The following is a 20,059-nucleotide window of genomic DNA, read 5'->3' on the forward strand; positions in this document are numbered from 1 at the left end:
TATTTTTTCAAACGTAGGATGTTTGGTTAATAGGTACTTTAACACACTTATATCCTCTAATCAACTCCTTATCTAAAATAGCCTATGCGCATGCAGGTCAGGACCAAAATCCCATAAAAACAAAAAACCGCTAAAATAGCGGTTTTCTTCAATGAGTTTTCGTAAGAGGTCTTTGCATTTTCCCCAGGTTTTGACAAAAACATCGATCGGTACCTCTCAGCTTGTCTCTTCTCTCAAATCATGCTCCATGAATAGAATATCTCGTTTCATCTCCTTCACGCCCTGTCTTGAAATCCTGCCTGTCTCGAACATGGACTGGATGTTGTCTCTCTCCAGCTGAATTCCGACTCGGGCCAGCTCCTGCAGCGATATGCCAAACTCTTTTCGGGTGCCGGTTTCCTTTTCATTTCTGGTCAGACCCAGCAACATTCGTTCATACTGCAGAATTAGCGAGCTGACCATCTCCATATCTTGCTCGCCTTCTGCGAGTTGAACATTTAGCTGCTTAATGACATAAGTAATATTTTTAATTCTAAGACTATTCAATTCAGCCCTTCTTTCACGGAAGCTTAACCGGACTTGCTGCAGCATCCCGAACACTTCGTCCCAATGCTTAACAGGGAAAAACTCTTTTTTATAGCGGGCATCTCTTGTGTGCATAAACAACAGTTTGTTAATTCGGTTAAGGTAACGGTACGCTGTGTATGGATTCACTTCTTTCTTTTCAAGCGCATGCAGCGTATTCTCTCTTTCCCATTTCAATACGGACAAACCCAAGGACCGCTGTGCCTTATCCTTCTTCTCATCTTTCTTGAGTGTTCGTATTCTGGAAGTATACGTATTGATGATTTGGGCGGTCGCAAGACGATTCTGGTCCGTGATCAGTTCATTTAATCCGGTAACCACATTCCTCAGAATCTCAATTTTCGCCTGAATTTCGTCCTCTTCCTGCTCCGTTTGTGTTTCTTTACCCAATAAAAGCGGCAACAGATAGTTGGATGCCAGAAGTGTCCACAGGATAACTCCAGCTGCGAGGAAAATGATCAGATCTCTGGCTGGAAATGCAGTGCCATCATTAAGTAAAAACGGCAGTGACAAGGTACTCGCCAGTGTAATCGTTCCCCGAACTCCCGAAAGACTGAGGATAAGCGCCTTCTTCAACCTCAGCGCCCAAGGATCACGCGGTTTGGTCCCTTCGAAAATATCCATCAGCATTGCCCAGATGAGACGCAGTCCGAGTACAGCCAAAGTCAATAATAGTGTGTACATAATGATTTTAAAATTACCTATTTCGGGGTTACTCCAAATTGTCTGGATAATATCAGGAAGCTGTGTTCCAAGCAAGAGGAAAACGAGTCCGTTTAATACAAAAATAATAACTGACCAGGTGCTTTTGGATACAACACTTAACTTGGCTACTTCAGGGTTCATTTTCTTGTAACCGAAAGAATGGGCAATTCCTGCGGCGACAACGGCCAGGATACCATTGACCCCCAATTCCTCTGCAGCCATGAAAATTAAAAATGGAGTCAGGATCTCAATCAGCATATGAAGCGTGACATTCTCCATTCCCAGTTTGCGCAACCACTTCACCACACCATATTTCACTAAGGTGAGCAGCAGGCCCAACACCACACCGCCAAGTGAAATCGCAATAAAGCTGATACTGGCGGTTTTGAAAGAGAATACACCTGTGACCATTGCGGCTACGGCAAACTGAAAGGAGACCAGCCCTGATGCGTCGTTTATCAAAGACTCTCCCTCAAGAATTTGCATTGTCTGATGGGGAATCTTCACTTTCTGTTCCAGTGCGCCTACGGCCACAGCATCAGTGGGCGCCAGTGCCGCTGCCAATGCGAAGGCAGCCGCCAGCGGGATGACGGGAAGTAGCCAATTCAGGAAATATCCCATTACAGCCACCGTCACAAAGACCAGACCCAGCGCCAGCAAAAGGATCGGTTTCTTCAGCTTCCACAGTGCTTCTTTATCCGCATGCCTGCCATCATTGAACAGCAAAGGGGCAATGAACAGAAGCAAAAACAGCTCCGGATTTAATTTCAGTTCATAGTGCAAGGGCAGTAAAGTAATCAACATCCCCAGCACGATTTGAATAATAGGCACGGAGATTGAAGGTATAAACCGGTTTACCAAATTGGATAAAGAGACCGCCACCAGCATCAATAAAATAAATTCAAACAATTCCAAACGAATCTTACCTCCATATTTATCTGTAATAAGCAGCTTTTCGTAAACAGGTTTCTAACAAGAATTTATCTTATTGTAAAATGCATTTGTGAACTGTATATGAATGGCTTGCACCTAGGCTGCCCAGAGCAATATTCTATAATTCCCTAGAGTATTTTTATCGGACTTGTCAATAATTTTGTTAACAGTTCCCAATCAAATTTCTTTCATAAGTGGTGATTTGGAAATGAGGTTCATTCTTTTATCCCAACCGTTTGAGATCGACATATTTCCTAAAACAAAAATAAGCCGCAGATACGCGGCCTTTTAGCATTGTATGATCATGAAAGAAGCAGCTACTCCTTCACCGAACCGAGCGTAATACCATGGATGAAAAAGCGCTGCAAAAATGGATATACAACAAGCACGGGAAGCATGGCAATGAAAATTTTCGCGGCATTCAGCGTTTGATTCGATAACTCATTCAGTCGCTTATACTGGTCTTCCGTCATGTTGGACGAATCGATGACTACAACGAATTGCTGGATTAACGTTTGTAACGGATAATGATCCTGCCCTGAAGTTAGCACCAAGCCATGAAAGAACTCGTTCCAATGATACACAATGGTAAACAACGTTACCGTAGCCAGTACTGGCACGGCCAATGGAACATAAATGGTGATCAACATTCGCCACGGTCCGGCACCATCTACGAGAGCTGCCTCATCAAGCTCCTTGGGTAGATTGCGGAAATAGTTCACGATAAGGATGACGTTAAATACTGGCACTCCCCCACCAAGGACAAGCGCCCAAATAGTATCGTACAGCCCGATAGCCTTAACGGTCATGTACCAGGGAATCAAACCTCCGTTGAACAATAGCGTGAACACAAGAATCCACATGAACACGTTGCGCATACGAAATTCGCGCGGGCTCCTGGATAGCGGATAAGCCATCATCGTAGTCACGATGAACGTGATTGTCGCACCAAGTACAACCCGCTGAATAGAAATCCAAAAAGAATTGAAAAAGGAACGGTCTCCAATAATTTGCTGATATGAGTTGAAGTTGAAGCCTACTGGCCATAACCATACTTTGCCGGCAGCAGCAGCCGATTTTTCGCTTAAAGATACGGCCAATGTATACCAGAGAGGCAGAATGCACAGGAACGCGATCAGGAGCAGCACGACCAGCAGCGTGGCATCGAACACTCTGGACCGCAGCGTTGTTTCTCTTATCATGTCGCTCGTCTCCTTCTCATTGTCAGAATATGCGGTAATTGGCGAACTTCGAAGCAAGCAAATACGAAATGATGATGAGTACGAAACTGACCACCGATTTTAGCAAACCAACCGCGGTTGCGAGGCCATACTGCATGTTCAGTAACCCTTCGCGGTATACCCAGGTATCGATAATATCGCCCGTCGAGTACAACAACGGATTGTACATATTGAAAATTTGATCAAATCCTGCGTTGAGTACGTTTCCTAAACTTAGCACCGCCAAGAGAACAATCGTGGTTCGCAAGCCAGGCAAAGTTACGTGCCAGATTCTGCGCAACCGAGTTGCTCCATCAATTGAAGCGGCTTCGTAGAGGGACGGGCTGATGCCCGTCAGTGCAGCCAGATAGATGATCGTGTTAAAACCGAACTCCTTCCATACGTCACTACCTACGACAATAAACGGGAACAAGTCTGCTCGGGCAAAGAATAACACCGGTTCAATACCCAGCATATGGAGCAGTCCATTGACGGGACCCGTATACGAAAACACATCGAGCAATATGCCGGACAAAATAACCCAGGATAAAAAGTGCGGAAGATACACGATCGTTTGAACCCAACGCTTTATCACCATGAGACGCAGTTCATTGAGCATGATCGCAAAGATCAACGGCACGATCAGATTGCCACCTATTTTCATGACAGCAATATTTACCGTATTAAAGAAAATGGTTTTGGTATCGTTAAGGCTGAACATATATTCGAAATTTTCGAGCCCGATCCAAGGTGATTTCCAGATGCCTTGGCCCGGGTTGAAGTCCTGAAAAGCGATGGCAATCCCGAACATGGGAATGATGCTGATTAACAGCAGCCATACAAATCCGGGCAACAACATGATGTAATAATGTTTGATGAAAGTTCGGTTTCGCATCCGGTGTCCCTCCCTCTGAAATCTCCCATCCTGATTTTCTCAAGAAGAAGCGCCGGTTGGACCCGGCGCTCTGGGCAGCTGCCTACTTAACATACTCCTTGACTTCTTCAATAATTTTGTCACCGCCTTGTTTTTTCCAGTCGCTGACGAACGTATCGAACGTGTCCAGAGGGGCGGCTCCCATAATAATCTTCAGGAAGGTTTCATCCTCCAACTTCTTCAAGTTGGACCAGCGGCTTTCCATCGTTCGAGTCTGGGAATACAGGAGGCTATATACCTTGTTATAATCCTGCTGCAAGGACGATGAACCTACCAATAGCGAATAGATGCGGCTCCATACACCAAGGTCTGCTTGAGGATCCCAATACTGGATATCCATATTGTCATAGGGCTCTTTCTTCACTTTTTTGACATTCTGGATATCTGCGGCAAGCAGTTTGTAGCCCGGATCGGTAAAGTCTTCGGATTGCTTCGAGCCGGCAAGTACCTCCTGCAAAGCTTTCGCCGAATATTCGCTCTCATCCATGTAGGACATTGGAACACGCAGCGGGTAGTGTCCGACAGGTACGGAGATATCGAATTTTGACTCATCCCGGATAAGGAGGTTGAGCATTTTGATAATGGCTTCGGGATGCTCGTATCCTTTGCGAACGACGACAAATACGGTAGATGGCGCCCCCATGTGGGCATTGAATTGTCCCTCAGCATCCAGCGGTAACAGATACGCTTGCCAGTTGGCTTTAGGATCATTTTTAATCGCATCCGGTAAAGGTCCGTATCCCATCCACCACGGTGCGAAGAAGATGCCTGCTTTGCCGTTAACTACTGGCTCGGATGCACTTTTACGAATGCCAAGTTCTTTGTCAATCAGTCCGTTTGCATACATCTCGCGCAGTTTGGCGAGAGCCTCCTTCGTCTCCGGCAGAATAGAACCGTAGACCGGGTTGCCCGAATCGTCTTTTAACCAGTAACCCGGATAAGCCTTGTATGCTCCAAAGATCGGATCAAGTCCATACGTGTTGTTCGTCGACTCCAGAAAATTGGCATATAAACGACCGCCGTTCTGCTGTCCGGCAATACCAATCGTATCGTTTTGGCCGTTGCCATCCGGGTCCTGTTCCACAAATGCTTTCGCTACGTTTTCCAGTTCCTCGATCGTTTTTGGCGGTTCAAGTCCCAGCTTATCGAGCCAATCCTTGCGCACCCACATTTGGTGAACACCGTCAGAGTGTACTTGTATACTAGGAATGGCATACATTTTCCCGTCAAATGTTACTGCCTCGGCCGATACACCGTTCGTTTTTTCCATATAACTCTTCATAGCGGGAGAGGCATATCGATTAAATGCATCGGTGAGGTCCTCCAGCTGGCCAGCTTTCACCATCGCACGCAATTGGGTATCCTTGACCACAAGCGCATCGGGCAAATCGTTACTTGAAATTGCCAGGTTTACCTTCTGCTCATAGTTCGTTCCGGTAGCTGCCTGCCAGGTTACCTTGGTATCAATGTTTAGATTGTCTTTCACATAACGTGAATACTGGTTATTCTCTGGCGTATCTCCGGCTGGCAAACTTTTATCCGTTGGATCGACCTCTTTGCCGTACCTCAGGGTAATCGTCTGTTCATACTTGCCGAACGGATCTGCCGGCCCTTGTTCAGTAACACCAGGCGTGGTATTGTTTTCCGCCGTTCCGTTCTCCTTGCTTCCCGTACTGTTGCAGGCACTCGTAAATGCGAGCATCAGCATCATCGCCACCATGACCGTTTTTTTGCCCAAATGGATGATCCCCCTTTAATGAAAAGACATTAGCGTCGAGCACCAACAATATAACACGGCCGGAAAACATTTATGGATAGAGAGCCGAACGAGAAACAGGCGGTGAACTGCCCGAATTTGATAACGCTTACAAATCATTTGTCCCCCCTGCCCTCCATCCGTCTACCCCTCATCTTGGTGCATTGCGGTACTCGCTTGGCAACATGCCTACCTGCTCCCGAAACATCCGACTGAAGTACTTTTCGTCCGCATAACCCGTTTGCTCTGCAATCCAGACAATCGGTTTGGCCGTTTGGGTCAAATAGTCACGTGCCTTGTCGATCCTGATCTTGCGAAGATATTCATTAAAAGAATAACCGACCAATTCTTTGAAGCATTGATTAAAATAACTGCGGCTGAGATTGACACGCTTCGAGACATCGCTGGCAAATAACGGCTTCTGCAACTCGTCATGTACAATTTTGACGGCAGCCATGATGCTACTGCTAACCTCTTTCCGAAGATACTGGCCACCTGATAATACAAGGGCTTCTTTACGAAACTTCGTCATCCACTCCACCACATCTTGCCACGACGCAAAATGAACCGGCGTGGTCATTTCCGTACAGACAATGTTCTTGAATGTGCGGTTCCAGTCTACCGTTACGCCATAAAGCAACTGCATCAATCTGGACACAGGCAGTCTTAACGTCCTCAATTCTTGCAGCAGATCATGCAAATATCGCTCATCATGAACCCAGCGAAACGAATGCAGCTTCTCCTTTACGCATTCATCTCCCTCTGCAACGAATGTTAATCCCACCTCTTCACACTCGTTATTCGCCTCGTTAAGTGATCTTCTACCTCTTTCATTCCTCTCGTAAAACAATGCGTCTTTATCGGATTCCGAGGCGGCATCATCTTTTGACCCTTTTTTCCTGTCGGCCTGTATACGGTCATGGATGCGTCCAAGCACTTCATCGAAATGTTCTTTCTCCAGCTGTACTTTGGCAATATAATCGATAGCACCCAAACGCAGTGCCTCCTGAATGTATTCAAAATCCTGATGCAGTGTCAGAACAGCGATTGGTAAATCCGGGAATTGCTTGCGTGCGGTGCGGATTAGCTCAATCCCTGACATGACAGGCATGGCCAGATCAGTAATCAATAAATCCACATGGTTTTCTGACAAAAATTCAAGTGCTCTCTCACCGTTTCCCGCTTCGCCGACAACCTTCATATCAAATGCAGCCCAAGGCATTGCGAGCATGAGTCCTTTGCGTACAAGTTGATCGTCATCGACGATCAGCACCTTGATCATGATGGTTCCTCCTTTTTGCATTGAATTGGCAATTGAATGACAATCTGAGTTCCTTTTCCCGGCTCACTCGTAACGCTCAGGCTGGCTTGTCCTTCATAATAAGACTCCAGCATACGCTTGACATAATTCATGCCGATTCCCATTCCAACCCGGTGGCGTTCGGCTTGTTCTTGTTCCAGCAGCGCTTTGATTTTTTCTTCGGATATGCCTCTGCCGTTGTCCCTAATCGAGATTTCAAGTTTGTTGTTGTGCCTGCTTACTTCCACTTCGATCCTGCCTTTGTCGTCCAGCCCATGGTACAGCGAATTTTCCACCAGCGGCTGCAGGATGAACCTCGGCACCGATACGTTAAGCAGTTCGTCATCGATGTGCATGTGAACATCGAATTGAAAATTATAGCGAATCTTTTGCAGAATAAGATACTGCCTTAGCGAATCAATCTCCTCACGAATGGTAGAGCTCTGGCCGCCCTTCCTCAAATTGTAATACAGTAGTTTGTTCAGCGAGGTCACGAGCCGATCAATTTCTTCCTGTCCATTCATCACAGCCAACCAGTGCGCAGTATCCAGCGTATTCATCAAAAAGTGTGGGTTGATCTGGTAAAGCAGCTTTTCAATTTCCAGATCTGCCCTGCGTTTCTCTTTCAACTCTACCTCGGAATATAACCTCGCAATATGCGCCTTCATCCGACCGAATTGCGTCAGCAGCATTTCGAATTCCGGAATGCGCGAGTTCGCATCCACCACGTTGAAATTGCTGTTAAGCATCTGCTTCATTTCCCGGTGGAATTGGGACAAGGGTCTGTATACCATTTTCCACAACAACCAGCCGATGGCCAAACTAACTGCAGCAAACAGCAAGGTTAACAGAAACATCTGCATCATCCAATGGTTTTTCTCCTGATTGTAATCCGCCTTGGAGACTAGGGAGACCACGCTCCATCCCTGGTTGCTGTATTGCCTGTACCAGTAATAGCCTGAAGCGATTCCTGAAGTTGACACAGCAAGCGAAGGATCGTCAGGAACCGAAAACGTTGTATTTTCGGGAAAAACATCCTCTAACTCGCTGTAAGAGACCCTTCCATGGTTATCCAAAATGAGATGGGCCGTATTTTTGCTGATACCGTCTAAATCAAGAATGCTTTGCGTTAGCTTGAAGCTGGATTCACTGTATATGTAGGCATCATCACGTTCCGGCAAATCCACCTTTCGCAATGCCGAAAGGACGTATTGATCGTTAAACCTGTCGTTGCTGATATGGGGCCCGAAATAAGTGATTCCATAATAACTGGCCATGATCGGCAGCTTGTCTGGATCGAATGAATCCTTTACTCCCATTGTTTCAAATAGATAGATACCGTCATCGCGGAAATAGTACATGGATAACCCAATATTGGGATTGGTAAATGCAATTAGGTTCAACTGGTATTTGATCTGGTCGGTCAAATCACTGCGGTCATAAGGTTGATCCGCAATCATGAGCTGCTCCAGCTGTTTGCCGATGCTTCCCTCAAAGGCGAGCTGTTGGGATACATGGTTCAGGTTGCTGAGCGTATTTTCTAGGGATAACGTCACCTGTTTCAGATTGTTCTGAATGCCGGATTGTAATTTGGTTGTCAGAATGGAATTGATCGTACGGTAGGATAGGTAGCAGGAAAAGAGGAATGGAATGAGGGCTACGGCCGAAAAAAGAAAAAGAATTCGATTTTTGAGAGAGATTCGCTCGATACGAGACTTTCGTACATGATCTGTGTTCATGCATTCATCTCCGCTTCCGAGGTTTCAACACGCCGATATGGCGGAACCAAACTCCCCTGTAAAACACAAGGTCCTTCTGTCCTGCCAGGCTCAAAACCCCCGTTATGTTAGGTTACCATTCAATGCATTGAAACAATCGATTTGCTTGGATGGCACCTCTGTACAAGCTCAATTATATGCTTGGTATTACCTACTTAATAGGAGTGGAATGAACCAATTTCTATAAAATATAACACAATGAAAGGGTTCACATATCCCCCCCATTTACTCACAGGATAAAGAAGAACACCAACCTGTATTTTGCTCAAGCCTCTGTTATATAGACACTGAAAAAGCCTCCAACCAAATTAATCGCAGATTTTGTTGCTCCGCTTAAGAATAATATGATCTCGTTTATTAAGATTTTTTTATTCTTCTCACAGAGAATTCTTAACAAACAAGAGTAGACTGGTGAAACGTTAAAGCGATTAAATACATTGCATGGAGGAATTATGTTTAATATGTCTAATTTCAAGAAAATACTTCCAATCCTCATACTTCTCGTTTGTTTTACTAGCTTCGGTGTGGATGTTTTGAGTATCTATAACAATCACATTCGCAATTTTGACCAAAGTGTTGGATCATGGATTCAAGGTTTCGAGACACCTGCAATAACAAGCCTAATGAAGTTGTTTACGGACATTGGCGGAGGGTTACCATTAATCATTATCATTCTTTTGGCTCTCTTCATTATGTATCGATATTTGAGTTACCACAAAGAACTGGGCTTCTTGATTGGTGTAATGGTTGGCTCTACCGTGTTAAATGCAGGCCTCAAATTCCTATTTCACCGAGATCGACCACTCATTCACCGGATCATAGATGCTCATGGTTACAGTTTTCCGAGTGGTCATTCGATGTCTGCTTTTAGCTTCTATGGTGCTTTGTCTTTTATGCTCTGGAAACATGTGCCTACATTGGTGGGACGTATAATCTTAGTTCTGATAAGTTCCTTTTTAATTCTTGGAATCGGAATCAGCCGCATATATCTGGGTGTACATTATCCTAGCGACATCATTGGAGGATATTTTGTAAGTGCCTCTTGGTTAATAACCTGTTTCATGTTGTACAGGAAATATATAAAGCGAGAATAACAGCTCAACGAATATTCTCATAGACCTACAAATTTAAATACATGGATTCCTTAATGGACACCTGTGCTTATTACTTCCCTAAGGCTTGGATGATTTTAGTAGCCGTACTTACCATTCCCTTGTTCGATGCCATAGCTGTCAGCAGTTTAGATTGATTTTGTTCATTCATTTTTTTTATTACTTGGATTGTAGTATCTGAATCCGTCTTCATCATTTCCTGAATCAGTTTGGCTGCTGCAGTAACTGGCATATCCGAATAAAGATTAGATAGATCTTGTATCGACTTGTTTTGTGTATCCTTTGCCTCAGAATGGATTTTTTTCTGTAAAGCTGCAAGATCCTTATCTTTTGCGAGAGCCCGCGGTTTTATTTGAGCTGAGACATCTGCAACAACAGCAGGATCCATTTTACTCCATATTTTCGATCTTTCTTCCGTCGACATCTCTGTCATTGCATAAACGATCGTTACAGTGGATTGCTTCTCTAGAATAGCTGCTGCTTTGTTTGGCATCATTGCCGCATACACTTTTGCTATATCTTTTGCTTCGGCAATGTGTACACCTGCCTCGAGAGTTTCCTTGGACGGTATAATCGTGCCCGCATTATTTGTTAGCGTTGTACTCGGCATTTGCCTGTCTGTTTTCGTCGGTTTTGGTTTAACATCCGTAACCAGTGTCGGTTTAACTTCTGAGGGATTGTTACTTGATGAACCGCTCCCACCTAACGCAGTAAAAAACAAATCCTTGGTAGCAGGTACCTTTAGGACTGTATACCCCCCAAGTACGCCCAACATGACTAAAATAAACAACCAAATTTTCCATGCAGATTTCTTTTGATTTGGTTTCTTTTTAGTTTTTTTCTCAATGGTTTTCGCTTCACTTTCCATTCCGGTATGTACTGCTGTTCTGATTTTTGTGACTTGACTCACATCATCACTTCCTTTTAATAATTTAATTAGTTCACTTCAAATCCAAGTGTATACAATCTTTCTTAAGAGACAATAAGAAATAAAGCATCCTTTTTAAGGATTTTCTAATGTAATCGTTATAAACTCAGATAGACCAGAAGAATCCATACTAAAGGGACCGATGACAATCATGAAAAACATTTTACTGATTGAAGACGAAAAGAATATTGCGAGATTTATTGAACTTGAACTCAAACATGAGTCTTATCTAGTGACCGTGATTCATGACGGACGTAAAGGATTAGATCAGGCGCTTGAGGAGGAGTGGGACATGATTATTCTTGATTTGATGCTACCCAGTATCAATGGTATGGAGGTTTGTAGAAGAATCCGAAGAGAAAAAGATACGCCCATCGTAATGTTAACAGCCAGAGACGGTGTAATGGACAAGGTGATGGGACTCGATAGTGGAGCAGATGACTACATTGCCAAACCTTTTGCTATTGAGGAACTACTGGCTCGTATGAGATCACTGTTCCGCAGAGCTCTTTCTAAAGAAGAACGGCCGTTTCTTGTATTTGATGACCTAGAATTAGAACCTGAATCCCGCACTGTGCAAAAAAAAGGAAGACAGATTGATTTGACTAAGAGAGAATTCGACTTGCTGTTTATTTTAATGAAAAATATGGGACGTGTAATGACTAGAGAGATGTTGCTTGAAAAAGTCTGGGGGTATGATGCTGAGGTAGAAACAAACGTTGTAGATGTTTACATCAGTTATTTGAGAAGTAAAATCGATGACATCGAATGTCCCAGTATTATTCAAACCATTCGTGGATTGGGGTACAAAATACAGTAATGCGATATATTAATCTAAGATTCAGCCAACTGCCTATTCGCTGGAAATTGGCTACTTGGTCATTTTTCTTGTTAAGTACCCTCTTCATTGTCTATAACGTAGGACAGTATTTTGTCCTCAGTCAATGGTTGATTCATCAAGAAGAAGATGCCATTCGAACAAAAATGCAGGAGATCAAAAGCCATCTAGTTGAAAAAAATGATACTACATTGATTCAGAAAAGTCGTGGATTCATTGATGATGTCATTCAAATGAATCAGATGGTGCGGATTCTCGATGAACATGGTTATCCAATATTATCAGTATCAAATCACCTATCAGAAGATTGGGTGACACCACAAACAACGGTTTCCGACGAAGTAATTACCATGTGGCATCATGACGACCATTTGTTGATTATGCGAAGCCCACTCCATTTAGGTTCATGGATGGGAACCATTGAGATCGTCAAAAACATGGAAAATGAAGATAAGCTCAGCGACAAGATGCTCATCGTTTTGCTCGCCGGTGGAGTAGGCGCCGTTTTGTTAAGTGCTGTTGGAGGTGCTATCTTATCACGCACCTTATTGAAACCTATTACAGCCATGAACAAAACGATGGATAGTATTGCCCAGAAAGGTTTGCACGAACGTGTACGTGTAACTGGTCATCATGACGAGCTTGCTGATTTGGCATTTACCTTTAACCGATTAATGGATCAGTTGGAATGGTCTTTTGAACAACAGAAACAATTTGTGGAGGATGCCTCCCACGAGTTGCGGACACCACTTACTGTTATAGAAGGTCATATTTCGTTGCTGAATCGATGGGGCAAACATGATCCGAAAATTCTAGAAGAATCCCTACAGTTATCTGTGCAGGAATTGCAACGACTTAAAGCGCTTGTAAAAGAACTGCTAGACTTAAGTCGTGCAGAGTCTGAACCCATAAGCAAAGAAGATTTCTCCACTGAAATTCATCAACTGATCCTGTACACAATTAATCAGTTTTCAGTTCTACATCCAATGTTTGTTTTTGAACAGAATATCAATCAAGCCAAAGGATTGAATGTGCGGATACCTCCTCAACATTTGGAACAGATTCTGATGATTTTACTGGATAACGCTGTGAAATATTCGAATGATTCCACCTGGATTAAAGTAGCAGTTCAGCGATATGAAGGAGCAGTTGGTATAGAAATAACTGATAAAGGTATAGGGATACCAGAAGAAGATCTCCCTCACGTTTTCAATCGCTTTTACCGAGTTGACAAAGCCAGAAGCCGAGCTGAAGGTGGGTCTGGATTGGGACTTGCCATCGCGGAACGCTTGGTAAAACGATATGACGGAAGAATTCAAATTTTGAGTAAAGAACATGAAGGGACTACAGTTCAGATCTTTTTTCCTTGTTAAGGATGCACCGTAGAACGAACCCAAAGATGTAATTCGTGTTGTGCCATACTGTAGTTAGTTAATAAAAAAAGACTTTACTCGCATAGTGCCAGTAAAGTCTTTTTTAAGATGCTCAAGGTCAACTAATTCAAGTTACCTATTGAGCTTTCTTGTGTCTAATAGTTTTAAACACAACGTAGATAAACATCAAACCGACAGCTCCCCATAAAAAAGGTTGTGTATATGGGGCGGCTATCTCATTAATATTTTTCCAATTCTCGCCTAATGTTTTACCTAGAAATACGAATAGAATCGCCCATGGAATTGAGGCCAAGCCTGAAAAAAGTAAAAAAATAAAAATATTCATTTTGGCAATACCTGCTGGAATGGAGATTGCTTGTCTAACAACAGGAATAAAGCGCGAGGTGAACACCACACCAACTCCATACTTCTGGAACCAGCGTTCAGTCATATCCACGTGCTTGGATTTTATATGCAAATATTTTCCGTACTTATCTACTAGCATTCTTCCTCCGTATCTTCCAATTGCATACAAAATCACATGCTGCAGCAAACACCCCAGTGTCCCAAAAATTACTGCCTCAACCAGACTCAATTGTCCGTGATAAACTAAATAACCTGCATAAGCTAAAACAATTTCACTTGGAATAACTTCAAGCGTCATACCCAGCAAAATCCCCCAATATCCCATCCCCGTGATAACTTCCAATATTTGATTAATGATATCTCCCATGGCTATTCCTACCTTTACGTTTAATTAATCCGTACACCCAATAGAACTATATCAAACTAAAATTGGAATTTGATTAAAATTGATATTTGTTTAACCTTTGGATATTAATTTCAATTCAAATAAAGAATAGGGATGTAAGCAATCGTCTCTAAGACGACTGTTTACCTCCCTATCCCTATCATAAAATGATTTCTCAGAACATTGTAACTAATAAATCGCTATGGGCCCATAAGGACCCTCGATAATTTCTATTTTTGTTTCAAAAATATCTGTCAAAATTTCTGAATTCATAATCTCTTCTACTGCTCCAAAAGCGGCAATTTGACCATCTTTCATAGCACAAATCCGATCAGAATATTTGGCTGCAAAATTGATGTCATGCATAACAGTCAGAATGGTTCTTCCAAATTCCTTTGCAGCAAGCCTCAAATGTTCCATCATTTGAACAGAACGAGCAACATCAAGATTGTTCAGCGGCTCGTCCAAGAGCACATATTCCGTTTCTTGGCACAGAACCATTGCTACATATGCCCTTTGCCTTTGCCCACCAGAAAGCTCATCTAAATATCTATTTTCCAGATCAGTCAAGTCTAAAAAGTCGATATATTTAGAAATAATAGCCTCATCTTCTTTCGTTAATCTTCCCTTTGAATAGGGAAAACGCCCAAATCCAGCTAGCTGTCTAACAGTAAGCCTTGTAACAAAGTGATTCTCTTGTCGCAAGATAGTCACAATTTTGGCTAAGTCTTTTGATTTAGATTCAGAGATATCCATGTCCGCCACCATAATTTGGCCTTCATCTATACCCAAAAGTCTTCCAATCATCAAGAGTGTCGTAGACTTTCCAGCACCATTTGGCCCAATTAAAGAAGTAAAACAAGCCTTTGGTATTTCAATATTCAAGGGTCCTATTTTCACCTTATCGGCATACAGCTTTCTTGCGTTATCAATCTTTATCATAAAGCCCTCTTCCTTAAAATCACAATTAAGAATATGATTCCACCAAACAGTTCGATTATGACTGAAACCACACCTTGTGCATTGAATATATGATACATCAAAAAGTAAGCACTTGTTATGATCAAGAATCCGATAGCAAGAGCCATTGGAAAAATATATCTGTGATCATAAGTTGGCGCTGCTTGGTAACTCAAAGTTGCAATTAAAAACCCATAGAACGTTAGTGGTCCAACCATAGCCGTAGAAATTGACATCAAAACGGCAACTAATATAAGTGTATAAATTATACTTGCTTGATGTTTTACTCCAAAAGTAGTAGAGACATCTTTTCCAAGTGATAATACATTTAACTTCTTAGCAAACGCAATTAGAAGAAATCCTGCAATAATCACAATTGGAATGGCAACAGGATAATATTCAGAATTCGCATTATTCACAGAACCAAATAATCTTGCCTGTAAAATATCAAACTCAGACGGCGCAAGAAGTCTTCTCATAAAAGTTGACACAGATCTCAGTCCAGCTCCAATAATAATTCCCACCAAAAGCATAAGTTGCAGATTTCCATACTTTCCAGAAAGCAACCATCCATAAAGGATTAAACTCATCAAGACCATAACAATAACCTGAAATGCAAAGGATCCAATACCAGTAAAATTGATGAATGCACCAGCACCAAAGAAAAATATTGTACTAGTCTGAATGGTTGAGTATAGTGACTCGAATCCTAAAAGTGAAGGAGTTATTATCCGATTGTTCGTAATCGATTGGAAAGCAACGGTCGACAAACTCTGACAAATCGCAGCAATAATCATTGCAACAAGAGCATCTACCCTTCTTCTAACCACTGGAATAAAAGAAGGAGAATCAATGGGAACTGGATTGTTATAAACTAAAAGTCCATACGAAGAAAGTACACCCAAAACAATTAATGTGATCAGCAAAATCCAATACCGCTTCTCTTCTTTCTTAGAACGAAAAGCTCTGGCTGATCTTTTTACATGGAGGCTGGAATCGATTTCGACATTTTCTTTATTTCTATATTCCAATGTTGTCATCTTAGCCTCCCTTGTTTCCTTTGTCTCAACAAAATAAGAATAAATACGATTGCCCCTACGGTTCCAAGGATCAATGAGACCGGTACTTCAAAAGGCTTGATAATGGTTCGAGAAATGATGTCGCAAACCGTTATAGTACCCATGCCTATCACACATACCCAAGGCAAATTACTCCTCAGATCATCGCCTCTGAACATTGAAACAATATTGGGTACAATCAAACCTAAAAAAGGCAAGTTTCCGATCACTGCTGCAACAATTCCAACTGCAAGAGAAATGAGACCCGTACCCACAAAAACGATCCGATTATAGTTCGCTCCAAGACTTGTTGCGACATCTTCTCCTAGTCCAGCTAACGTCAATCGATTAGCATACATGAAAATAAGAAAAGTAACGATAACAATCAGCCATAGATATTCATATCTTCCAGCTTGAACAGGTGCAAAAGAACCTACAAACCAGGTTTCAATATTTTGTGTCATTTGAAAAACAAGTCCAATAAAAGTGGAAAATGCAGAAATGACTGCTCCAAGCATCATCCCGATAATCGGTACAATCAAAGACGAACGAAGTTTAACTCTTTTTAAAAATAAAAAGAAAACCATCGTTCCTATAAAAGAAAAAAGAATTGCACCAGTCATTCTTTGAACTAAAGTAGGTGCAGGAAATAATAAATAAACAGAAAGAAGTCCCAGCCCTGACCATTCAATAGTTCCAGTTGTGGTAGGTTCAACCAAACGGTTCTGTGTAATAAGTTGCATTACAAGTCCCGCCATGGACATGGCAGCTCCAGTAAGCATTAGAGCAGCTGTTCTTGGAACACGAGTGATGAAAAACATTTCCATTCCATCCTCTTGTCCGCGTATATCATACGCTCCAGTAAACAATGATATAATGCTTAAAATAAAAACAACTATAATCGCTAATATAAACGGTTTTGTCCATATCTTATTGTACTTATAAAGCCGAGGTTGAGAAGTGTTCTCAACCTCGGCGATTATATTTTTCGGCACTATGTTATACTCCTTTAAACTACTTAGCTAAAGTGTTTGCAAGGTTTTCAAATACCTCTATGAAAGTTTGGATAGATTCATTGGTGTATGTGTCATTTGGCGCATAAACAATCTGCCCTTTAGAAATAGCAGTTACGTTTTTAAGAGCAGCTGAATTATTAATAACATCCTGCGCTGGAACGGCATCCGTTGTAGAAGATACTGCAGCATCACGATCTAATACGAGAAGCCAATCCGGATTGCTTTGTGCAATAGCTTCTACAGAGATCTCGTCTCCTTTATGATCAGAAGTAGCATTTTCGATTTCCAGGGCTGGTTTCCATCCAAAAATATCATACATGGGTCCCCACACACGTCCGAAATGCGGAGCTGAGAAGCCGATATTTCCACCTGCAACTTCAACCCCCATAACGGTATCCGTTCCATTATAAGCTGACTTGGCATCTGCAATTGCTTTATCGAAATCAGCTACCAATTGTTTAGCTTCTTCATTTTTATCAAAGATTTGTCCTAAAGAAATGGTAGCATCCTTAAATCCATTTACGAAGTTTTCTCCAGGCGTATCCGCTTCCTCAGAAACATCAAAATTAAGATCAATAACAGCTGCGTTCGGCACTAATTTTTTTATTTCATCATAATAGCCAGCAAATCGTTGCCCGATAATGACAAGTTCAGGGTTTGCCGCTGCTACAATTTCAAGATTGGGTTCACGGTGATTTCCAATATTTTGAACGGAATCATCACTTACATATGGTGAATCCGCAGGCATAACGTCCTTTGGAGCAGCTGCTAATGGGATACCCCAATCTGCTAAAGTTTCAAAAGTTCTGCTATCTAAAGAAATCACATTTTTAGGGTTCACTGGAACAGTAACCGTACCATGAGCATCAGTAATTGCAACCGTTGAAGCTTCAGTAGATGTACCTTCTTGTCCATTATTCTCAGTGTTACCATTTTCATCACTCGCACTTGAACAAGCTGCTAACATCAACACAAAAATTGCTAAAAAAACAGTTAATTTAAAATTTCTCATTCTTCATACTCTCTCCTTAAATAAACGTTATAGTACCTGAGCTCACTCACAATCAATCTTGGAATCCGCAACATCTACTGATTTAAATCCACCAACCATTGTAGCGCGCATTACTTAGTTAAATTTTTCTTTCCCCCTTGCAAATGCTTTTTCTGAAAAATGATTAGCAATAGTCATCTCTATCCGATCTAATTGCTATTGATAATCATTTTCATTTAAACGCTCTGTGGAACAGTATAACTATTAATTATGTGAAAATCTTGTGGAAAATTTTACTTTTCAATCATTGAATAGCCTCTACCATGTATGGTTTGAATGTATCTGTCTTTCTTCTCGCATTTTAGTTTTTTTCTTAGATACCCAATATATAAATCTACTACATTTGGATTTACTGCTGCATCATATCCCCAAACCTGATTTAAAAGCATTTCACGGCTCAATATTCTATTTTTATTCTTGATTAAAAACACAAGTAAATCGTACTCGCGCTTAGTGAGGCGGAGATTCTCATCCTTTTTTTTCACAATACTACTGGATACATCAACGAAGAGTTCTTTAAACTGATAAAAATGTGTATCGCTTGACTGGATGCCGTCTCCTCTTCTTAAAATAACTTTTATCCTTTCTACTAACTCTTCTTTTGCAAATGGTTTTCTTATATAATCATCTGCTCCAGCTTGTAGTCCTGCTATGCAATCCTTGCTGGACACATTGTCGGTCAAGATGATGATCGGTGTCGTTTTAACCATTCGGATTTGTCTGCAAATTTCCGGTCCAGATATACTTAATGAATCCCAATCCAATAAAATAATGTCCCACTCATGCTCGTATACTATATCTAAACCTTGATTTTCATTATGAAGTGTTAAACTGAAACATCCTTCTTGCTTTAGACCGCTTACGATTTTCTTCGCCAAAGACCGTTTGTTCTTAATCACCAGTACCTGCTTCACCTTTCTAAACCCCTCTTTCAATATTACTCATCACTTGACCTTACTACGATCGCAGAAATTTTGTCAAAGCAGAGCCAGGTTAACGATCCGAGTTTCAACATAATTTGGATCAGCATGCTGAATCAGGTGATTCGTTGACAAAAAGATTTCCAGTTGATAGCATAATTTGAGTTACCGAGACAAGGAGGTTTTCCATATACAACCCCAACAACGCTTGGAGCATGAACGAAGTGAATTGCGAGAAAAACGTCGTTCATGCATTATTGAAGCTGGCATATCTGTATTTGAACAACAAGGCTTCGAAAAGGCCACCATGCACGAAATCGCCAAGGCTGCAAGCCTTGGCGTCGCTACTGTATTTCGCTATTTCCCCAAAAAGGAACATCTAATTGTTGCGGTAGCATCACAGATTGTTCAAACCGAGGTGCTGATTTTTAAGAAAATTGTGCATGGTGAGGGAACCTGTTACGAGAAATTAAATCAGATTTTTGACACATTAATCTTCTTTCAGCAGGCAGAGCATCAACAAAAATCCAAATTAATTGAGGCCTTTGAATGTTATGTCGCACTTTCCAAAGAACCTATAGAGAACATTGAGCTATATCAAGCGGAGTACAATAAAATTATTCTTCTGTTCTCTCAACTGGCAGAACTGGGTGAACAGGACCATTCCGTTAGAACGAGCACACAGACTGCTCATACGCTGATTACCATGATCAATGTATTTGCGAACTTTTCCAAAAAAACGGCCATGAATGAGAGTGTTCATGCGTTTCATACGGGTGTAGACACATCCGTGCAATTCAGCATTCTTAAACAGCTTTTTCTGGATGCACTCAAGCCTTAA

17 protein-coding genes are annotated in these 20,059 nt (G+C 41.9%); 4 read left to right on the plus strand and 13 right to left on the minus strand.

What is annotated here, in order from left to right; all coding sequences use genetic code 11:
• Positions 1 to 216: 216 nt before the first annotated feature.
• From RS891_RS17140 to RS891_RS17165, 6 genes are all read right to left on the minus strand, one after another.
• Complete coding sequence (locus RS891_RS17140) at positions 217 to 2,205, minus strand: Na+/H+ antiporter (RefSeq protein ID WP_315792539.1); 1,989 nt, start codon at positions 2,203 to 2,205, stop codon at positions 217 to 219.
• Positions 2,206 to 2,540: 335 nt separating this feature from the next.
• Positions 2,541 to 3,425 carry a carbohydrate ABC transporter permease gene (locus tag RS891_RS17145; RefSeq protein WP_113056452.1) on the minus strand — a complete coding sequence of 295 codons (885 nt, stop codon included), beginning with the start codon at positions 3,423 to 3,425 and terminating at the stop codon, positions 2,541 to 2,543.
• A gap of 22 nt (positions 3,426 to 3,447) precedes the next feature.
• A complete protein-coding gene (locus tag RS891_RS17150; RefSeq protein WP_113056451.1) occupies positions 3,448 to 4,338 on the minus strand; it encodes an ABC transporter permease in 891 nt (296 codons plus the stop codon).
• 82 nt (positions 4,339 to 4,420) lie between these two features.
• A complete protein-coding gene (locus RS891_RS17155; RefSeq protein WP_397386958.1) occupies positions 4,421 to 6,088 on the minus strand; it encodes an extracellular solute-binding protein in 1,668 nt (555 codons plus the stop codon).
• 196 nt (positions 6,089 to 6,284) lie between these two features.
• Positions 6,285 to 7,415 (minus strand): response regulator transcription factor, encoded by a 1,131-nt coding sequence (locus RS891_RS17160; RefSeq protein WP_315792545.1) that lies wholly within the window; start codon positions 7,413 to 7,415, stop codon positions 6,285 to 6,287.
• Entirely contained in the window at positions 7,412 to 9,172 is a 1,761-nt protein-coding gene (locus RS891_RS17165) for a sensor histidine kinase (protein ID WP_315792547.1), read from the minus strand. The genes RS891_RS17160 and RS891_RS17165 overlap by 4 nt, the downstream gene beginning before the upstream one ends.
• Before the next feature lie 731 nt (positions 9,173 to 9,903).
• On the opposite strand from RS891_RS17165, the gene RS891_RS17170 reads away from it, so the two are divergent.
• Complete coding sequence (locus RS891_RS17170; RefSeq protein ID WP_397386959.1) at positions 9,904 to 10,305, plus strand: phosphatase PAP2 family protein; 402 nt, start codon at positions 9,904 to 9,906, stop codon at positions 10,303 to 10,305.
• Positions 10,306 to 10,375: 70 nt separating this feature from the next.
• Here RS891_RS17170 and RS891_RS17175 read toward each other — a convergent pair whose 3' ends face one another.
• On the minus strand, positions 10,376 to 11,233 hold the full coding sequence (locus RS891_RS17175) for a hypothetical protein (RefSeq protein WP_315792549.1): 858 nt from the start codon (positions 11,231 to 11,233) through the stop codon (positions 10,376 to 10,378).
• 169 nt (positions 11,234 to 11,402) lie between these two features.
• Between RS891_RS17175 and RS891_RS17180 the strand changes: the two genes are divergently transcribed.
• Both RS891_RS17180 and RS891_RS17185 read left to right on the plus strand, forming a co-directional pair.
• Complete coding sequence (locus tag RS891_RS17180; protein ID WP_113056243.1) at positions 11,403 to 12,071, plus strand: response regulator transcription factor; 669 nt, start codon at positions 11,403 to 11,405, stop codon at positions 12,069 to 12,071.
• A complete protein-coding gene (locus RS891_RS17185) occupies positions 12,071 to 13,462 on the plus strand; it encodes a HAMP domain-containing sensor histidine kinase (RefSeq protein WP_315792552.1) in 1,392 nt (463 codons plus the stop codon). Before RS891_RS17180 ends, RS891_RS17185 begins: the two co-directional genes overlap by 1 nt.
• A 136-nt stretch (positions 13,463 to 13,598) precedes the next feature.
• Here RS891_RS17185 and RS891_RS17190 read toward each other — a convergent pair whose 3' ends face one another.
• From RS891_RS17190 to RS891_RS17215, 6 genes are all read right to left on the minus strand, one after another.
• Entirely contained in the window at positions 13,599 to 14,195 is a 597-nt protein-coding gene (locus tag RS891_RS17190) for an undecaprenyl phosphate transporter UptA (protein WP_315792554.1), read from the minus strand.
• A 207-nt stretch (positions 14,196 to 14,402) separates the two neighbouring features.
• The gene (locus tag RS891_RS17195; protein WP_315792556.1) at positions 14,403 to 15,155 is read right to left on the minus strand and encodes an iron ABC transporter ATP-binding protein; all 753 of its coding nucleotides are present in this window, start codon (positions 15,153 to 15,155) and stop codon (positions 14,403 to 14,405) included.
• On the minus strand, positions 15,152 to 16,213 hold the full coding sequence (locus RS891_RS17200; RefSeq protein WP_315792558.1) for an iron chelate uptake ABC transporter family permease subunit: 1,062 nt from the start codon (positions 16,211 to 16,213) through the stop codon (positions 15,152 to 15,154). The genes RS891_RS17195 and RS891_RS17200 overlap by 4 nt, the downstream gene beginning before the upstream one ends.
• Positions 16,210 to 17,226 carry an ABC transporter permease gene (locus RS891_RS17205; RefSeq protein WP_315792559.1) on the minus strand — a complete coding sequence of 339 codons (1,017 nt, stop codon included), beginning with the start codon at positions 17,224 to 17,226 and terminating at the stop codon, positions 16,210 to 16,212. Before RS891_RS17205 ends, RS891_RS17200 begins: the two co-directional genes overlap by 4 nt.
• A 19-nt stretch (positions 17,227 to 17,245) precedes the next feature.
• On the minus strand, positions 17,246 to 18,259 hold the full coding sequence (locus RS891_RS17210) for a siderophore ABC transporter substrate-binding protein (protein ID WP_113056237.1): 1,014 nt from the start codon (positions 18,257 to 18,259) through the stop codon (positions 17,246 to 17,248).
• Positions 18,260 to 18,531: 272 nt separating this feature from the next.
• On the minus strand, positions 18,532 to 19,212 hold the full coding sequence (locus tag RS891_RS17215) for a response regulator transcription factor (RefSeq protein WP_315792562.1): 681 nt from the start codon (positions 19,210 to 19,212) through the stop codon (positions 18,532 to 18,534).
• A 235-nt stretch (positions 19,213 to 19,447) separates the two neighbouring features.
• Between RS891_RS17215 and RS891_RS17220 the strand changes: the two genes are divergently transcribed.
• On the plus strand, positions 19,448 to 20,059 hold the full coding sequence (locus tag RS891_RS17220; protein ID WP_315792563.1) for a TetR/AcrR family transcriptional regulator: 612 nt from the start codon (positions 19,448 to 19,450) through the stop codon (positions 20,057 to 20,059).

Source organism: Paenibacillus sp. BIC5C1, assembly GCF_032399705.1.
Lineage (GTDB): Bacteria > Bacillota > Bacilli > Paenibacillales > Paenibacillaceae > Paenibacillus > Paenibacillus taichungensis_A.

Excerpts from the sequence above, each read along its gene's own strand:
- RS891_RS17195 (WP_315792556.1), bottom strand. The coding sequence starts at position 15,155 with ATGATAAAGATTGATAACGCAAGAAAGCTGTATGCCGATAAGGTGAAA.
- RS891_RS17190 (WP_315792554.1), bottom strand. The coding sequence starts at position 14,195 with ATGGGAGATATCATTAATCAAATATTGGAAGTTATCACGGGGATGGGA.
- RS891_RS17170 (WP_397386959.1), top strand. The coding sequence starts at position 9,904 with ATGTATCGATATTTGAGTTACCACAAAGAACTGGGCTTCTTGATTGGT.
- RS891_RS17150 (WP_113056451.1), bottom strand. The coding sequence starts at position 4,338 with ATGCGAAACCGAACTTTCATCAAACATTATTACATCATGTTGTTGCCC.
- RS891_RS17155 (WP_397386958.1), bottom strand. The coding sequence starts at position 6,088 with ATGATGCTGATGCTCGCATTTACGAGTGCCTGCAACAGTACGGGAAGC.
- RS891_RS17145 (WP_113056452.1), bottom strand. The coding sequence starts at position 3,425 with ATGATAAGAGAAACAACGCTGCGGTCCAGAGTGTTCGATGCCACGCTG.
- RS891_RS17185 (WP_315792552.1), top strand. The coding sequence starts at position 12,071 with ATGCGATATATTAATCTAAGATTCAGCCAACTGCCTATTCGCTGGAAA.
- RS891_RS17210 (WP_113056237.1), bottom strand. The coding sequence starts at position 18,259 with ATGAGAAATTTTAAATTAACTGTTTTTTTAGCAATTTTTGTGTTGATG.
- RS891_RS17165 (WP_315792547.1), bottom strand. The coding sequence starts at position 9,172 with ATGAACACAGATCATGTACGAAAGTCTCGTATCGAGCGAATCTCTCTC.
- RS891_RS17200 (WP_315792558.1), bottom strand. The coding sequence starts at position 16,213 with ATGACAACATTGGAATATAGAAATAAAGAAAATGTCGAAATCGATTCC.
- RS891_RS17180 (WP_113056243.1), top strand. The coding sequence starts at position 11,403 with ATGAAAAACATTTTACTGATTGAAGACGAAAAGAATATTGCGAGATTT.
- RS891_RS17160 (WP_315792545.1), bottom strand. The coding sequence starts at position 7,415 with ATGATCAAGGTGCTGATCGTCGATGACGATCAACTTGTACGCAAAGGA.